Here is a 16,622-nt window from a genome sequence, read left to right on the forward strand (position 1 = left end):
GAATCAACCCTAGGTCTAAATTGTAGACTCATGCTAATTGGAGCCCCACTGAATGTCAAATCAAATTATTCCAAATAATAAATTCTCGGCAGATGTGTGCGGAATTTTTCAAATTGCTGAAATATTGAATGACACGTGGACCATCCTCTTATTAAGAGAAGCTTTTTATGGGGTAACTAAATTTAATGAATTTTTAGAAAATACAGGCATATCAAAGCAAATTTTATCTAATCGACTAAAACATCTTATTCAATTAGAAATATTTGAATTATCTATTTATAAGGAAATCGGCGTTAGAGAGCGCAAAGAGTATTTACTCACGCCAAAAGGTAGAAGCTTAAATGTTGTATTACTTGCAATGCTTGAATCTGGCAGTAACTTTATTGAAGCTGATAAAGATGTGGTTAAAGTTTTCCACAAAAATACAAATGATTTACTTAAATTAAAGCTGGTTGATTCAAATGATCAAGTCGTTAGCTTGGAAAATTTAGAATTAAGATTAATTCATCGTCAAGTAAAAGTTGATTCACAATAAATAAAAAAAGCCCTGATGATTCAGGGCTTTTTTTTTGTCGCTTATTACTGTGGAATAATATTCACAGCACTTGGACCTTTTTGGCCTTGAGCGATATTAAATGTTACTTGCTGACCTTCATATAAAGTTTTGAAGCCAGAAGAAGCAATTTCTTTAAAATGGGCAAACACATCTGGACCAGATTCTTGTTGAATAAAACCGAAACCTTTAGTTTCGTTAAACCACTTTACTGTACCATTACTTGTATTAGACATAATATATCCTTTGATTTTAATAATTTGAGTCATTTTAAATGACAAATATAACTTTGAAAAAATAATAACGAATTGAGCTTAAGATCTGAAAAAAACGAAGGATTATGACTAAAACTGCGATACTTAAAGAAGATTTACTACAAGTCTTTTTTCTAGTTAAGTTAAGCATACAGGAAATTAACATTTATTCAAGATATTTATATACAATATTTATTTTTTTTATATTAAAGAGATATACATCACCTACTTAGCAAAGATAAATGCCTATTTTCGTTAGACATTTATCTCTAATAGGCCTATCTGACTCTTTAACTATATTTTTTATAAGCCAATGTAAGAAAACTACATTGGACTCGCACCTTTAGGCTGAGCATTCGGATGTAAGATATGAAATTTATAGCCTTCCACAATGTTCTTTAATTGATTTTTTATGGCTGCATTTTTATCTTTATAAACATGATTATTACGATTGTCACGAGGTTCTATATTGCTAAAAGTAAGCTTAGCTTGATGATCTTTAACTTCTATTTTCAGAATATAATTAAAGGAATCGTCTGCGACCTTAATCATATTTCTGCTTAGACAGTCCATACAATTATCAAATTTTAGCCCTGCATGTCCTTTAATTGTCAGTACTTTATTATTGTCATCTGCCTGAATAATTTTTCGACTTGAAACATAATCTACAACATTATTTCGCCAGTTTTTAGAGGCATCATAAATTTGCGTTTGGCTTAAACCTTTGAATTTAACAATTTCTGAAAAATACTCGTTTTTCTTTTCAGCAGGTTTTTCATCAACTTTCTTAGGCAAAGAAAGACAACCTTGCATACCTAGTACGGCAAAACTAAATGTAGCAGCTAAAATTACTCTTCTCACGTAACGCTCACTTTTTAAAGAGACTAGAAGTTAGAACCTCCAAATTTACACCAGCACATCAAATAATTTGGTTTATATAAAGTTAAAAATGCAGCACATGATGGTTGGGTTCTATCAAGTGCTGCTAGGTTGAAATCATTGCTAAAGGATACTTTAGCTTGAATTTCCTATGGGTCTATCTTGGATATTTTCAATTTTCTGGACGAGTCACAATGGGAAAACCATTGCTAGACTTTTTAAATAAAGAAAAGAACTTGCCAATTTTTAACGGATTGCCCTTTATTTCGCTGTCCTTAGAAAATAAAACTTTCGAAGCATCTACTTCACCGGTAATTAACTTTAAATATAAAAGTTTAGTCAACTTCAACGTTGGGCAGTTTGTTGGTAAACGATCACTGTCATATTTATCAAAGAGCATGACCGAGTTTTCAATCCGTAATGAAAAATTTTCTTGTGTATCAGTCAATACTAAATTCATACACTGATTTTCATTTTTTAAATTTTCAACATCCAGATTGGTTGCCATCGCTTCAAGAAATCGTTCAGTCGGCGTATGAATAAGTAAACCTAAACGACCAGAGGTATTCTTAACTGGAGTAACGCCTTGTAATTCTTGTGCACCCGATAAATAGAAATTACGCCAAGTCGCAGCTTCAGCGGAATATCCTAATTGTCGATAAGTTTTTGCCAGCAATTCTTTCGCTTGAAAATTCTTTGGGTTATTAAATACTAAATGTTTTAGAACTTCCGCAGCCCATCTGTATTCAGCCTTGTCATAAGCTTGCTGAGCATTTTTCAAAGCATTCGCCTCTCCACCTGCCAGTTCAATATATTTCTTTGCAGCATCTTTAGGTGGTAAAGGGTCTAAATTTGATGGGTTGGCATCAAACCAGCCCATGTAGTATTGATATACAGCCTTCGCATTATGTTTTAAGGTTCCATAATAGCCGTGAGCATATAGCTTTTGGTCTAACTCAGGCGGCAGTTTAATCTTCTCTGCAATTTCAGCACCATTTAAACCAGAGTTCATATAACGAACAGTTTGATCATGAATGAATTTATAGACATCTCTTTGTGTCTTAATAAAGTCTTGAATATTTTGTTGACCCCAAACTGGCCAATGATGTTGGGCAATAAAAACTTCTGAATTTTGGGTTTGCTCTAAAGCTTGGTTCAGATAACCGACCCATTTTAAAGTATCGCGTACTTTAGCACCCCTTAGAGTGTAAAGATTATGTAGCGTATGGGAGAGAATCTCTGCGCCATTATAAAGCTTAAGTGATGGAATGGAAAAAGTTAATTCTGACGGCGCTTCTGAACTTGGAACGTTATAAAATACAAAATCTAAACCATCGATATTCAATTTTTGTTCTTTCTGCGTAATCAACTGATTCGGTTCTAAAATTCCGATTTGTCCGACTGCTACCGCTTTACCTAAACCATTATCAACCAAACCTTCTGTATTTTTAGGTAAATATGTACCATACATATAAGTTGCTCGGCGAGTCATGGCTGGTCCTGCCATAATGTTCTCACTAGTCGCTTCTTCCATAAATCCTTCAGGAGCAACAATGGGTATCTTTCTTTGCTTCAATTCTTCAGCAGAGATAACGCCGAGAGCCCCACCAAAATGATCAATATGGCTATGCGTAAAAACAATCGCTGAAATTTTCTGGTCACCTAAATGCTGTCTTGCAAATTTAATAGCTGCTTCAGCAGTTTCTTTAGACGTTAAAGTGTCAACAATGATCCAGCCTGTATTACCCTGAATAATGGTCATGTTTGCCAGATCAAAGCCTCGAACTTGCCAGACACGATCGGTAACCTTAAACAAACCAACATTATTATTTAATTTTGCTTGTCTCCACAGGCTTGGATTTACAGTATCGGGAGCTTGATCTTTAATAAAATTAAATGCATCAAAATCCCAAATCACATCTCCTTGCTCATTTTTTATTTGGCCAGTAGATTTAGCGATAAAACCCTTTTCAGCATTCTTAAACTCATCAGCATCTTGTAGATTATACTTACTACCGTAAGAGGCATTTGAGTCAATAACAGACTTCTCTACTTTATTTTCTGCAAATGCATTGAGCGACAAAATAGATAATAATGAGACCGTTAGTACTTTGATTTTCATAATATTTCCTTGATATTTTATATGCTTTTTATCCCTTAAAGATTGGGAATATTTTTATTGAATTAGAACTTTTTAGCGTACTAAAGAAAAAACCAATCTTTCATTAAAAGATTGGTTGATTTTCTTTACGTCTAGATTTTAAGAACATCCCTTGGTTTCAAAAGCGTCCTTAGAGGTGTAACGAATATCTGGTAAATAGTCACCCATTACCGCTTTTTCTTCACCGGGTACTTTCACCTTCTGAACGGCGTGAGCAAAGGCATTATCAGGTAATAAATTACGCATAATAAATAAACCAAAGTCTGAGTGACCGAAAGCTTTACCATCTTCGGCTGTATAGCCTGAACCACGAGGACTTAGCTCAAGGAAATATACCCCACACTCTTCTCGTGCATTTGCTGGTCGATCTTCTGGTAACGAAGCAACTATGGTATAGAAACCGTCTTTATCTACTTTTTGAATATTTTCGTCATAGAGACAATAATTTGTCGCAGTTGAAATCACTTCATTTGTACAAATTGACCAATAACGTACATCTGTTTTTTGAACAAACTGATCATTATTAAAAGTTTTTTCTGTAGTCGGAACTTTACCTCGAAGTTCTATCACTTTACCTAATCGTCTACTTACTGCTGCATAAACATATTCATTGTCAGGTGTAGCCCAATAACCCAGTTTAGGTGTGACCGTCAAACCTTCACATTTATCGATAGGTTGTTTTGTAATAGGGTCGAATTTATAAATACATTTGAAGCTATCTAAAGCACTAAAAGCTTTGTACCATTTTGGTTCCTGTTGTGCAGGAAAACCCTCATATCTATTTTGGTTAAATGCATCTACAGTATTTTTTAATGGCATTGTTGATATACGATCAATCGGTGCTTTTTTTACTTGTAGAACATTACAAACATCTTGACCCTTTTTAACTTCCCCATTTGCAAGTTGAACTTTAAATCGAGGGAAACTCACATTTCCTTTAATATCCATGTTTTTGTTGGGTACATATACACGATATAAAATGGCAACTTTGCCATCAACTGTTTTAGGGGCATACAAAGTATTACTTAAAGGATTTGTTGGTAAATCTCCTAATTGCAATTGTGCTGAGTAGCTACGCGCTTTGCCCATACGGTTATTCCCGACTACAAACGGGTTGATTGAACCTTGATTTGGTAAAATAGCAGCATCTAATAATGAATTAACTCGCTCACCTTTTGCGGTATAGCTCACCAATGAAAAGTGACGTGAATAAGGATAATCCCCATCAATCATTACTTTTGCACCTTCTGGAACCGTAAATTCTGATGACCAATACGTTACATTAGAATCTGGGAAGGCATAATTTAACGGGTCTTCTCCCGTATGCTGTTTACTTGTTACAGAATCTTGCCACATGCAATCCGTTAACTCGGCATCTGGATTTACTGGCTTATTTCCGTGAGTAGAATCGTCACTATCATTACACGCGCTCAAACCCACAGAGCCAATGACCGTAACTAATATTGCAATCCTTAGCTGATTAAATTTTTCCATAATACTTTTCCATCTTGACCAAGCGATAAAAACTTCATCTCTTTGTTATATTTCTTAATCTCGAATTTTTTCGAGACCTAATCCATTTAGATTAAAATAATAATCCAACTAGATTAAATATCAAGCTATTTTTATCAACCATGAGGAAAATTATTTTTTACAATTAAATTAGAAACTTATAAATAGTTATTAAAATATCAATACTAGAGAAAAAGTTTTATCAATTCTGATTACACAAGGGAATAGAGTTCAAACCGTACTATCTAAAATGGTTCTATAAAAATGCAAGGCGAGATGAAGCGATGTTTGCTCAATAAAAGATAGGAGTTTTTTTAGGCTTATTAATAAAAATGATCTGCTTTAAAACGAATTCCACCTTCAATATAATCTTTTAGATATTTAGCGAGTAGTTTATGGTCTTTAACCTCTGTTGGCCAAAAATGCTCAAGACCAATATCACTGATCACATTTAAAATGATATTAAAAGTAAAAAGTACTTTAAGTGAAATCGCATTAGGGTCTGCATCAGGTAAAGCTTGCTGTAATAAATCTACGGCTTTATTGGCAATAGGTACTAAAGTTTTTGCAACAATAACGCGCCCTTCATCTCCGGCACTAATCGTTTTAGAGAAAAATTTGATGTAATGAATTCCGTTATTCTGTAAAAGTATTTTTACCATGGGTTTCATTAAAGCATCTACAACATCAGAAACCTGCACATTATTAGATGGAATAGCATTTAATAACTCTAAACTATCAATAACATAAGGCTGCATGACATGATCTAATGCAGCCTCCACGAGTCCCCATTTTGATTTAAAGTGGTAATAAAGTGCTGATTTATTTGCAACTCCAGCAGTTTCATTAATTCTTTGTACCGATAGCGTTTCAATATTATTTTGTGAAAAAAGAATGATGGCTGCTTCTATCAATTTTTCTTTAGTTTGTTTACTCATTAGCTTCCACAGTACAAGTTAAAATTAATGGTATTAACTTAAGAAAATATCCCCATTCTTAGGCATTAACCTTTAGAGAAAAAGAATAATCCATATAGATTAAATATCAAGTTGTTTTACTCTTAAATAAGCAAAAAATAGAAACTATTCTTACCAACTTTTGAGACCAGAAGTACTTATAAAATTAGTTTAACTTCTCATTGTAATTGATATTTTTCAGAAAAAAACCAACTGCATATTCAACCCAAGAACTAATTTCACTATCCGATATGATGTAATTAGGATGTGTAAGACACTTAAGATGCGCATCACTTCGTAGTAATGCTAAAAATATATTCGCTGCGATATCAGCAGAAGAATTTAACTCAATTTCACCATTTTTGGCAGATTTTTCAAGATAACCCGCAATAATATTAGCAAGACGTTCTGGGCCAACTTGAAAGAATTTTTCAGATAACTCTGGAAACCTGACTGCTTCTGCAATACATACCCTAAAAAAAGCCAAACCTGAATGCGATAATATAAAACACAGATAGGTTTTCCCCATTTCAGTTAAAGCAGAACGTAGGTTTTCGGCTTTTGTCTCGACTAATATAATTTGCTCCTGCATGTTCGTGCATTGTCGTTCAATCACAGCAGCAAACATCACTTCTTTATTTTTATAACAGCCATACATGGTTGCTTTTGAAACACCCGCCTCTTTTTGAATCATATCTGTTGTGGTGCCACTAAAACCATGAGTCAGAAAAAATTTTGTTGCTGCATCCAGAATTTTTTGATCTTTTTCATTAGCTTTAGTTGAACCAGACATATTGACCTTATAACAATTTTAGCGACTTCGTTTGTAGTGTAACTCATCGAAAAGTTCAAAATCGAGAATTGACGTAAATTTAATTAAAGAGTAGAGTACCGATCGGTACAGTTAATTGCAATATCTGCTACCTGCATAAATTTGTGTTTAAGATTTAAGGTAAAAGATGAATATACGCCCCCTCATCGGTTTGGCAGGTGCAATATTTGCTGCAATGACTGTCGAATTTAATAACCGCATTACCAGCATTACCTTAGCCGACATACGTGGAGCTATGGGAATTAGTGTTGACTCGGGTTATTGGGTCAACAGTATTTATGCCAGTGCCATGATTATTGGAATGATACTTTCCACCAGTTGGGCGGTCATTTTTTCTATGCGGAGAGTTCTTCTTTTTGCCATAGGGCTTTGCCTCTTCTCTAGTGTTTTAATTCCTTTTAGTCCAAATATCGAAATATTTTATTTATTACGCGCCTTACAAGGTCTAGCTAATGGTTTAACCATTCCTTTGCTCATGGCATGTGCTCTTAGATTTTTGGGGCCAGATATTCGACTATGGGGTCTAGCCTGCTATGCATTAACTGCGACTTTCTTTCCCAACTTAAGTGCTGCGCTTTCTGCCTTTTATTTAGATGTGATTGGCTGGAAGATGATTTTCTTTCAAACCATCCCGTTTTGTGCCTTAAGTGCTGCGTTGGTTTATTTTGGTATTCCTCAAGACCCTTTAAATTATTCAAGAATAAAGACTTACGATTGGACAGGCGCTATTTTAGCCATCGTTAGCTTAGCAAGCCTGAGCACCATGTTATTGCATGGCAATCACCTAGATTGGTTCCACTCAAAATTAATTTGTGTATTGGCTTTAATCAGTGCTATCACCTTACCGTTATTTTTGATACATGAATGGCGTTCTCCATCCCCATTAATTAAACCGCAAATGCTCGAAATACGAAATTTTGCTTATGCCATTTTTGCGCTGTTTTGTTTTGTGATTATTGGGATGTCGACAAGTACATTACCACTCAATTACCTGAGTGCTGTACACGGCTATAAACCCACCCAAACCATGTGGATCGGTTTACAAATCGCGGCATTGCAATTTATCTATATTCCCATTGTCGTTAAGCTTTTAAATCAAGCTTGGGTCGATAGTCGATATGTGCATGGCTTTGGTTTACTTCTAGTAATCGCAGGCTGTTTAGGTGCAAGTCAGCTCGACACCACTTGGAATCAAGATCAATTTTATTTTTGGCACGCGATTTCATGTTTAGGGCAAACCTGCGTAGTGCTCTCGTTGCTCATGATGGGTACAAACAGCGTACATCCAACCATGGCGATTTACGCTTCACCAATGATTAATACTCCGCGTGCCATTAGTGGCGTACTTGGTGTTTGTATTTTGGATTGGGTGAACCGTGTACGCGGTGAATATCATTCAACACGACTGATTGAAAATACAGCCCAACATGTTTTCCAAAATATTCAAGGCCCTGTTATTAACCCTCTTACCCCACCTGTACTGACTGAAAATGGCGCAGAACGTGTTTCAGGTGGTTTATCAGCTCTAAATTCTGCCATTCAAGCGCAGCAATCTGTTTTAGTCATTAGCGATCAATATCTAATTTTAGCGGGATTGGCTGCGTTTTTATTGATCGTTATGCTGATTTTGCCCGTTAGAACTTATCCGCCACGTATTGCTCTCATTAAGTTAATGAATAGTCATAACTCAGGAAAATCTTTATGAGTACTCTCGAAGCCCAAGATACCACCAACATCGAACCACCCAAGTTAACAAAGGTGCAATATCTCAAAAAGCATTGGGTTATGGTTATCGCATTTATTATTGTTTTAGCATCCATTTTATGGGTTTTAAAACTTATATTTTTACCTTCTTCAATTGTTGAAACAGACGATGCACGTGTGGATGTAGAGTACTCAACCATTGCCCCTAAAGTATCTGGCAATATTGAAGAAATTTATATTAAAGATCATCAGACTGTAAAAAAAGGACAACTTTTAGCACGGATTGACGCACGTGATTATCAAGCTGCTTTAGCTGAAGCTGAATCTAATTATGCAAAAGCACAAGCCGACTTAAGCGAAGCAATGCTGGCAGTTGATAGACAACCGACTGTTATTCGAGAAACAGAGGCCCAGCTTAGAAAAGTAGAAGCAGGAATTACACTTACTAAAGACAACACGGCGCGTTATGAGCAATTACAGGCGCTCGGTGCCGAGTCGAGATTAATTACACAGCAGTCAAAAACCACATTGACTGAGCAATATGCCGACTTAGACAGCAGCAAAGAAAAAGTAATCGATGCGCAATATCAATTAAACCAATACAAGATTCAGGTACAAGCCAAACAAGCTGCCCTTAAACAGGCACAGGCCGCCCTTGATAAAGCAAAACTGAATCTGAGCTATACAGAAGTTCGAGCACCTATTGATGGCATGATTGGTCAGAAGTCTGCCAACGTCGGTAACTTTGTTGGCGCTGGTAATCCATTAATGGTTGTTGTGCCTTTAAATCAAGTCTACGTTGAAGCAAACTTTCGAGAAATTGAGTTAAAACAAATCAAAATCGGACAACCTGTTAATGTCTATGTCGATGCTTATAACGTTGAATTAAAAGGTGTGGTAGATAGCTTTTCACCATCTACGGGCGCATTTTTCTCACCAATTTCTGCAACGAATGCGACTGGGAACTTTACCAAAATTGTTCAGCGCCTTCCATTACGCATCAAACTCGTTGAGAACCAACCAGATATCAAGTTGTTGCGCCCTGGTTTATCTGTTTTAGTTTCTGTGGATACGAACAAGAAGTAGACTTAAGCCAACTCTTCAATAGTAAAATTGGCTTATTTCTTAGGATATGAACTCGTTCGGCAATGTATTCACACCGAATTTTGCTGATCGAATACATTTCGAGCGCTTTCAACCATTGGAAGCATATCAATTGTCCATGCATGCAGTTGTCGCAAGGGTTGCTGCAATGTATTACCCAGAGGCGTGATTTCATATTGAACAGCGAGTGGAGATGAAATCACGTGACGGGAGATAAGTCCATTACGCTCCAAACGTCGAAGACACTGGGTTAGAGCCTTTTGTGTAACACCTTCCAGCCGACGCTTAATCGCATTAAAACGATGTGGACCGTCATCTAAAACGGCTAATACCATCATCGACCATTTATCTGCAATCTGATCAAATAAAACTCTGCTTGGGCAATTTGATGAAAAGCACTGCGGTTCAATAACTAACATCGAATTTTCCATGAATCTCTCCGATCAACCACATACCAATATGGTACTAGGTGTAAATTTTATACCAATCTCAAAGCTTGAACAATAAGGTTTCAGCCTTCCTACTTAGCTAGCTTGATTGAAGATTCCATCATAACTGCACAACGAGTAATTGCCACAAAATGCATGCAGAGATGGTTTACACGAGGATACCTAGGCTACTTAAAGTACCTAATTGACACTAGGTTTATAATGTATACCATTAAGCATCACACCTTTTTAAGAGTTTATTTGATGTCTGTTCTCAATAATTTCTTCCATCCACTTAAGCTTGCTTCAGGCATCACTCTTCGCAACCGTATAGTGATGTCACCCATGACAACTTGGTCCGGTACTGATGATTTTCAAATCTCGGACGAAGAGGAAGCCTATTACCGGCTCCGTGTTAAAGGTGTGGGCTTGGTCATTAGCGGCTGTGCCCAAGTTACACCCAATGGTATTGGGTTTACACATGAGTTTTCTGCTGCCGATGATAGTTATATTCCAAGCCTTAAACGACTCGCGGATGCTGCAAAAAGTAGTGGTGCACCAGCCATTCTTCAGCTATTTCATGCGGGCAACAAGGCTTTGCCTCAATTGATTCCCAATGCAGACGTAGTGAGCTCTAGCGCCATTATGACGAAAGCTACTCCCTTCATGGCACCACAGACACCTCGGGCACTAGCAGGCGATGAAGTCTTGGAAATAATCAAGGCATTCGGCGAGGCAGCACGACGCGGTATCGAAGCTGGCTTCGACGGGATAGAAGTACATGGCGCACACGGTTTTCTTTTGCAAAACTTCTTGTCGCCAGCTACTAATACGCGCAGTGATGAATGGGGCGGCTCATTGGAAAACCGCATGCGGTTTCCATTAGCAGTCATTGCAGAGATCAAGCGCGTCGTAGCACAGCATGCTGACCGTCCATTTGCCATCGGTGTTCGCCTTTCTCCCGAAGAGACAGGAGATGAAGGATACCGCATTAATCAAACTCTTACTTTTATTGATCAGTTGTTGGACCTTGGGATTGATTATATCCACGTCTCTTTGGCTAACCTGTTGACTGACCGCCCTATCGACGATCCAACTGGGCCATCCATCATCAACCACATTCTTGATCGAGTGGACAATCGCGTGCCTGTCTTAGCCGCTGGTGGTATCCTGACACCAGATCAAGCCAAGCAAGCACTAGATACTGGACTGTCTATGGTTGCGATTGGACGCGGATTGATTATCAATCCAGACTGGGTTGATAGCCTTAGAGAAGGACAAGAAATAGTTGTCGAACTTGATCCAACTAAAGTAAAGGCTCTCAATATCCCAGAGAAGCTATGGACCATCATTCAAAACATGCCCGGCTGGATTCCTTTGAAGCAATAAGGGACTAGTAAAATTAAGGCCGCATATTTGCTTGACCACCGCCCCGAATTTATAATTCTTATCATTTATAATAGCTCGATAGATATTTCTCTATCGAGCAGCCTATCGATGTCTATTGCAAACAATTTACAACCTAAAGTAATTATGTATTCTTAGATTTACAGGTGCGATGATTGCGTTCTTCTTAGGAAGAAAGCCGAAGATATAAAAGCATTTTTTGATATATCTAGAGATATGAAAAAAGAGACCCTAAAGTCTCTTTTTTTTTAATTAATCTAAATTCATGGCAACCGCTCTGGTTGCTTTACGCTTTCGCGTAACAAACAACCCGCAAATGACCACCACTAAAGTTACGCCCAAAGATAAAGTGGTTTCATAACTATAGGCTGGTGATAAGAACATATAACCTAAAACGGTCATAATGACTAAAATCACAAACCAAGTTAACCATGGGAACAACCACATTTTAAAAGATACAGTTGTACCCTCTTTTTCCCATTTATGTCTTAAACGCAATTGTGAAAATGCAATCACCAAATACACCAGTAATGCAATTGAGCCTGTGGTTGATAGCAAGAACCCAAAGACTTGTCCCGGAAACATGTAGTTTACAGCACAGCAGACCACACCAATCAACGTAGATAAAAATACAGCTGAAGTTGGTACGCCCGCTCCATTAATTTTCGTCACAACTCTTGGTGCTTCCTGACGTGTACCTAAAGCAAATAACATGCGAGATGAAGTGTAAACTGCGGCATTCATACAGCTTGCAACTGCAATAAAAACGACAGCATCCATAATCAGTTTAGTTTCAGGAACGTTCAGGCTCATTAACACAAACTGGAAGGTACCAAATTTTTGTAAGTCTGGTGAACGCCAATCGACCAAAGCAACTGCAAGAAAAATAGAAACAACAAAGAATAAAATAATTCGGTATAGCACCAAATTGGTTGCACGTTTAATTTTTTCTTCGGGATTTTTAGATTCTGCCGCAGCAATTGAAAGAATTTCGATTCCAAAAAATGAAAACGCCGAGATTAAAATTGCTGATAGAACCCCGCCCATACCATGTGGCATAAAACCACCATTTGAAAAAAGATTGCCGACACCACTGACATTTGTTGCTAAAGGCCACATTCCAAATACAGCCATTGCTCCAATAATAATGAACACTACAATCGCAATGACTTTAATGAGTGCAAACCAAAACTCAAACTCACCAAAACTTTTGGTACTAAAAAAATTCGCTAGGCTGAGTAAAATAATAAAAGCGAATGCATAAACGGCACTAGAGATTTGTGGGAACCAAGCATGCAAAATTTCAGCTCCAGCAATCGCTTCAATTGGAATAACCAGTACCCAAAACCACCAATATAACCATCCGATGGTAAACCCAGCCCAAGGGCCGATTGCTTTACGGGCATATGTAGAAAATGAACCTGTATCTGGTTGTGCTACAGCCATTTCGCCTAGCATGCGCATAACTAGAAAAACTAAAATACTTGTAATTATATAAGCGAGTACGGCGGCAGGTCCTGCTTTTGCAATTGCCGCAGAAGAGCCTACAAATAAACCCGCACCAATAACGCCACCAATACTGATCATGGTGACATGTCGATTAGAAAGTCCTTCACCTAATTTTGTTGTTTTATCATTGTTCATATTCGATTCCTTCAAATTGACAAACTGATTTTAAAACCGTCTTAAAATGTACTTCTCCAACTTGTACGAAACAAAAAAGGGAAAATCAGAGTTTTCCCTTTTATTCATCAATTTAATGTAGGCATAGCGAATTGTTTGGCTTCACGGACTTGCGTTGAAGGCCAGCGTTGGGTAATCGTTTTACGGCGCGTATAAAAACGTACACCATCTGGACCATAGGCATATAGATCACCGAACAATGAACGTTTCCAGCCACCAAAACTATGATATGCAACTGGCACAGGTAATGGCACATTGACCCCGACCATCCCCACTTGAATATTGCTGGTAAAATAACGTGCTGCTTCACCATCACGAGTGTAGATACACGTTCCATTACCATATTCATGGTCATTAATCAGTTGCATTGCATCTTGCATAGTTTGTACACGAATGACCTGTAAAACAGGACCAAATATTTCTTGCTGGTAACTTGTCATGTCCGGTGAAACTTGGTCAATTAAAGTTGGCCCAACAAAAAAACCGTTTTCATAACCTGTCGGCTTTGCATCACGACCATCCACAACAATTTTAGCACCTTGTTGCTCGGCACTTTGAATAAAAGCTTGTACTTTATCTTTATGTGCTTGCGTAATGAGCGGTCCGAAGTCATTACGCTCATCTGCATAGTGACCAAACTTCAACTGCTTCATTTCTTGTTTTAATTTTTCAATCACAACATCTGCAACTTCATCACCAATGGCAACAGCAACAGACAGTGCCATACAACGTTCGCCAGATGAGCCAAATGCCGCACCTAACAAAGAAGTCACGACGTTATCAATATCGGCATCAGGCATAATAATCGCATGATTCTTTGCTCCGCCTAAAGCTTGACAGCGCTTACCACTCGCCGTTGCTGTACGGTATATGTACTCTGCAATAGGCGTAGATCCAACAAAACTAACCGCCTGAATTTTAGGATGATGTAGCAACGTATCAACTGCTTCTTTATCACCATTTACAACGCTAAAAACACCATCAGGCAAGCCAGCTTGTTTTAAAAGCTCCGCTAAAAATAAAGCGGCAGAAGGCGCTTTTTCCGAAGGTTTTAAAATAAAACAGTTACCGCAAACGATTGCCATTGGGAACATCCACAACGGAACCATTGCAGGAAAGTTAAAAGGCGTAATACCTGCAACCACACCTAGCGGTTGAAATTCGCTCCATGAATCAATATCTGGCCCAACATTTTTTGAATATTCACCTTTTAAAAACTCAGGTGCACCACATGCATATTCGACATTTTCAATGCCACGCTGTAATTCACCTTTAGCATCGTGGCAAATTTTTCCGTGTTCTTCACCAATCAGCTGGCAAAGCTTGTCCGCATTTTCTTCGAGTAATTGCTTAAATTTAAACATAACACGTGCGCGTTTAATCACTGGTGTATCGCGCCATGCTGGAAAAGCCTGCTCTGCAATTTGAACCACTTGGTTGACCAGCTCTGCATCTGCAAGCGCAACATCTTTAGTACTTTCACCAGTCGCAGGGTTATAAACCGGCTGTTTCTTGATAGTTTTAGTTACGAGGCCACCATCAATAAAATGTCCTACTACTTTAACGGTTTGCTGACTTGAATCTGTGTCTGTGTTGGCAATCGCGTTGTTGTCAAAATTCTCTAAAGTGTTCATCTTTATTCCTTGTGTCTATTCATCTTGTCCAATTAAGTTTTAAGTCGATCAATATTATTTTACTTGATAAATTGCCTCACCCACGGCATTCATGAGTCGTTGTAACTCTGCCTCTGTGCTATTAAACATTGGGCCAAATTGAAGCGTATCTCCGCCAAAACGGACATAGAAACCTGCTTTCCAAAGTTGCATACCTATTTCAAAACCACGAATCGTCGCATCACCATCACGTGGTGCTAATTGCACAGCACCAATAAGCCCACAGTTGCGTATATCAAGAATGTTTGGAGCGCCTTTTAACTCATGTAAAAGTTTTTCAAAGCTTGGAGCCAATGCAGCCGATTGATGAATTAAATTTTTCTTCTCTAAAACATCGAGCGTTGCTAAAGCAGCCGCACAAGCTACTGGATGTGCCGAATAGGTATAACCATGGGTAAACTCGACAGCATGTTCTGGTAAATCTTGCTGCATAAAAGCATCATAAATTTCATGGCTTGCCACCACGCCACCAAGTGGAATGGCACCGTTGGTAATTTGTTTGGCAAAATTCAAAATATCTGGCGTGACATCAAAATATTCTGAAGCTGTCCATTTCCCCATCCGCCCAAAACCAGTAATAACTTCATCAAAAATCAGCAAGATATCGTGTTGATCGCAGATTTCTCTCAAGCGTTTTAAATAGCCAGTCGGTGGCACAATACAACCTGCCGAACCAGAAACGGGTTCTACAATGACTGCGGCAATATTCGATGCATCATGTAGCTCAATTAACTTAAGCATTTCATTGGCAAGCTCTACACCACCTGTTTCAGCACACCCTTTGGTAAAACTTAAATCGGGCTGTAAGGTATGCGGTAAATGGTCTACATCCATGAGCTGACCAAACATTTTACGGTTACCACCGATACCGCCAAGACTTGTCCCTGCAACGTTTACACCATGGTAGCCACGTGCGCGCCCAATCAGCTTGGTTTTGCTTGGTTTCCCCTTAATTCGCCAATAGGCACGAGCCATTTTGATTGCTGTATCTGCTGACTCCGAACCTGAGTCAGTAAAAAACACATGCTGCAATTTTTCAGGCATATGCTGAATAATTCGTTCAGCCAATTGAAATGACAAAGGATGACCAAACTGAAATGCCGGAGAGTAATCCAACTTTGCCAACTGAGTGCTTACGGCTTGCTGAATTTCTGGAAGCGTATGCCCAGCACCACAAGTCCAAAGGCCCGACAAAGAGTCGTAGACTTCACGGCCGGCACTATCAATTAAATAAGATCCTTTAGCACCAACAATCATGCGCGGATCTTTATGAAAATTACGATTTGCAGAAAATGGCATCCAATGCGCTTGATAATTTAAGCTCATCTGAGCATTTGATTGAACGGTTTCAGATGCAGAATCGCCATCAGTTAATTTGTCGATATCAAACATAATCACTCTTCTTGTTTTGAGACTATTTTTTGAGTGTACATAGCGATATAGTTTTGATAAATTCAAATTATCTTGAGTTTAGAT

The 16,622-nt window shown here is 38.1% G+C and carries 14 protein-coding genes; 4 read left to right on the forward strand and 10 right to left on the reverse strand.

What is annotated here, in order from left to right; all coding sequences use genetic code 11:
• Positions 1-52: 52 nt before the first annotated feature.
• On the forward strand, positions 53-535 hold the full coding sequence (locus tag ASF86_RS05475) for a winged helix-turn-helix transcriptional regulator (RefSeq protein ID WP_056480251.1): 483 nt from the start codon (positions 53-55) through the stop codon (positions 533-535).
• A gap of 44 nt (positions 536-579) precedes the next feature.
• Here ASF86_RS05475 and ASF86_RS05480 read toward each other — a convergent pair whose 3' ends face one another.
• The 6 genes from ASF86_RS05480 to ASF86_RS05505 form a co-directional block, all read right to left on the reverse strand.
• Positions 580-789 (reverse strand): cold-shock protein, encoded by a 210-nt coding sequence (locus ASF86_RS05480; protein WP_005040451.1) that lies wholly within the window; start codon positions 787-789, stop codon positions 580-582.
• Positions 790-1,131: 342 nt separating this feature from the next.
• Positions 1,132-1,668 (reverse strand): DUF4468 domain-containing protein, encoded by a 537-nt coding sequence (locus ASF86_RS05485; RefSeq protein WP_056480254.1) that lies wholly within the window; start codon positions 1,666-1,668, stop codon positions 1,132-1,134.
• 190 nt (positions 1,669-1,858) lie between these two features.
• Positions 1,859-3,808 (reverse strand): alkyl/aryl-sulfatase, encoded by a 1,950-nt coding sequence (locus ASF86_RS05490; protein WP_056480257.1) that lies wholly within the window; start codon positions 3,806-3,808, stop codon positions 1,859-1,861.
• A gap of 138 nt (positions 3,809-3,946) precedes the next feature.
• Positions 3,947-5,341, reverse strand: a complete 1,395-nt coding sequence (locus ASF86_RS05495; protein ID WP_056480260.1) for a hypothetical protein — start codon at positions 5,339-5,341, stop codon at positions 3,947-3,949.
• Positions 5,342-5,682: 341 nt separating this feature from the next.
• Complete coding sequence (locus tag ASF86_RS05500) at positions 5,683-6,297, reverse strand: TetR/AcrR family transcriptional regulator (RefSeq protein WP_017390816.1); 615 nt, start codon at positions 6,295-6,297, stop codon at positions 5,683-5,685.
• A gap of 184 nt (positions 6,298-6,481) precedes the next feature.
• Positions 6,482-7,108: a TetR/AcrR family transcriptional regulator gene (locus tag ASF86_RS05505; protein ID WP_056480263.1), complete on the reverse strand. Its 627-nt coding sequence runs from the start codon at positions 7,106-7,108 to the stop codon at positions 6,482-6,484.
• A gap of 166 nt (positions 7,109-7,274) precedes the next feature.
• On the opposite strand from ASF86_RS05505, the gene ASF86_RS05510 reads away from it, so the two are divergent.
• Complete coding sequence (locus ASF86_RS05510) at positions 7,275-8,852, forward strand: MFS transporter (protein WP_056480266.1); 1,578 nt, start codon at positions 7,275-7,277, stop codon at positions 8,850-8,852.
• Complete coding sequence (locus ASF86_RS05515) at positions 8,849-9,937, forward strand: HlyD family secretion protein (protein WP_056480270.1); 1,089 nt, start codon at positions 8,849-8,851, stop codon at positions 9,935-9,937. Before ASF86_RS05510 ends, ASF86_RS05515 begins: the two co-directional genes overlap by 4 nt.
• A gap of 68 nt (positions 9,938-10,005) precedes the next feature.
• Here ASF86_RS05515 and ASF86_RS05520 read toward each other — a convergent pair whose 3' ends face one another.
• A complete protein-coding gene (locus ASF86_RS05520) occupies positions 10,006-10,386 on the reverse strand; it encodes a winged helix-turn-helix transcriptional regulator (RefSeq protein ID WP_056480273.1) in 381 nt (126 codons plus the stop codon).
• A gap of 261 nt (positions 10,387-10,647) precedes the next feature.
• Here ASF86_RS05520 and ASF86_RS05525 point away from each other — a divergent pair, with 261 nt between their 5' ends.
• Positions 10,648-11,772 carry an NADH-dependent flavin oxidoreductase gene (locus ASF86_RS05525; RefSeq protein WP_056480276.1) on the forward strand — a complete coding sequence of 375 codons (1,125 nt, stop codon included), beginning with the start codon at positions 10,648-10,650 and terminating at the stop codon, positions 11,770-11,772.
• 270 nt (positions 11,773-12,042) lie between these two features.
• On the opposite strand, the gene ASF86_RS05530 is transcribed toward ASF86_RS05525, so the two are convergent.
• The 3 genes from ASF86_RS05530 to ASF86_RS05540 all read right to left on the reverse strand — a co-directional run bounded on the left by ASF86_RS05530 (position 12,043) and on the right by ASF86_RS05540 (position 16,544).
• Positions 12,043-13,434, reverse strand: a complete 1,392-nt coding sequence (locus ASF86_RS05530) for an amino acid permease (protein WP_056480279.1) — start codon at positions 13,432-13,434, stop codon at positions 12,043-12,045.
• A 107-nt stretch (positions 13,435-13,541) separates the two neighbouring features.
• Positions 13,542-15,107 carry a CoA-acylating methylmalonate-semialdehyde dehydrogenase gene (locus ASF86_RS05535; protein ID WP_056480282.1) on the reverse strand — a complete coding sequence of 522 codons (1,566 nt, stop codon included), beginning with the start codon at positions 15,105-15,107 and terminating at the stop codon, positions 13,542-13,544.
• A 54-nt stretch (positions 15,108-15,161) separates the two neighbouring features.
• A complete protein-coding gene (locus ASF86_RS05540) occupies positions 15,162-16,544 on the reverse strand; it encodes an aspartate aminotransferase family protein (RefSeq protein ID WP_134817604.1) in 1,383 nt (460 codons plus the stop codon).
• Between the last annotated feature and the right edge of the window lie 78 nt (positions 16,545-16,622).

Origin of the sequence: Acinetobacter sp. Leaf130 (assembly GCF_001423205.1) — a bacterium.
GTDB lineage: Bacteria > Pseudomonadota > Gammaproteobacteria > Pseudomonadales > Moraxellaceae > Acinetobacter > Acinetobacter calcoaceticus.